Annotated in this window: 1 pseudogene; it reads right to left on the minus strand. The window is 57.3% G+C overall.

The window, feature by feature from the left end:
- Positions 1-1,026: pseudogene (locus HJW02_RS12910) on the minus strand (RHS repeat protein); the annotation flags it as partial.

The raw sequence follows: 1,026 nt of genomic DNA on the forward strand, positions 1-1,026 counted from the left end.
CCAGTCCTTCCAGATTCATCCCGATGATGGCACCTTTGGAATCGTAGTCAAGATGAGAGTGCTGCACCGTGCGTGTGCCGACCATCAGGCGGTAACCTTCAGAACGTCCCAAGACATCATATTGTTCCTGAATGGAGCTTTCTACGGTTCCAAAGGAAGTGTCCTGGATTATGCGGCCATAGGCATCATAGGAAAGTTCCCTGATTCCGGAGGCGTCCCGGACGTAGGTCATTTGTCCGAGGTGGTTGCAGGAGAACTCCCATCCTGGCGTACCGTCACTGTGGGAGACGGAGACGAGTTCCCCGGTGAGAGGAGCATAGGCGTAGGTGGTGGTGATTCCTCTGGCCTTGGTCAATGTCTCCAGACGGTTGAGAGTGTCGTAGGTTTTGGAGACACAGGACCCGTCTGCATAGGTCTTCTTGAGTTCAAGCCCCGTAGCCTCGTCATGGAGCCACGCGGTGGTGTCTCCGTCAGTACGGCCGCAAGGATCGGAAGTGATGTCTCCCTCATCTGCCCGGAAGGTAGTCAGGGAGACCATGTGATCGGCTTCGTCGTAGGCGAAGCAGGCCGGCTGGGTGGCGGTGCCGTACTTGGCCGTCTTTCTGCCGCGTATGTCATAAGAATAGCAAACTGTTCCCCCCAGGGCGTCGATGATGCAGGCGGGATTGTCACAGCAGGGCGAGTAGCTAGTGGTAGTCACGTTGCCTGCAGAATCGGTAGTTTTGACAGGACGTCCCGCAAGGTCGGTTTCAGTCGTCGCGGCATTGCCTCTGGAGTCCGTCTGCTTGAGAACCATGCCCGTGGAGGCGTAGGAGCGGGTTTGTGAGGAACGGATTCCGGAGTGGTCGGTCTGGCTTACGGTAAAGCCGTCCACGACAAGAGACTCGGCTACCATGTTTGAAGTGGGAATGCGGCTGAACCGGGTGCGCCTGGTAGGAGCGGTGTACTCCGTCCACTCGACGCTCTGCTGTCCGTAGACGTCCGTGGAAATGGTCTTGCTTTCCAGGAGGGGATCGAGCAGGGAAA

Origin of the sequence: Akkermansia sp. GGCC_0220, assembly GCF_017566105.1 — a bacterium.
GTDB classification, from domain to species: domain Bacteria; phylum Verrucomicrobiota; class Verrucomicrobiia; order Verrucomicrobiales; family Akkermansiaceae; genus Akkermansia; species Akkermansia massiliensis.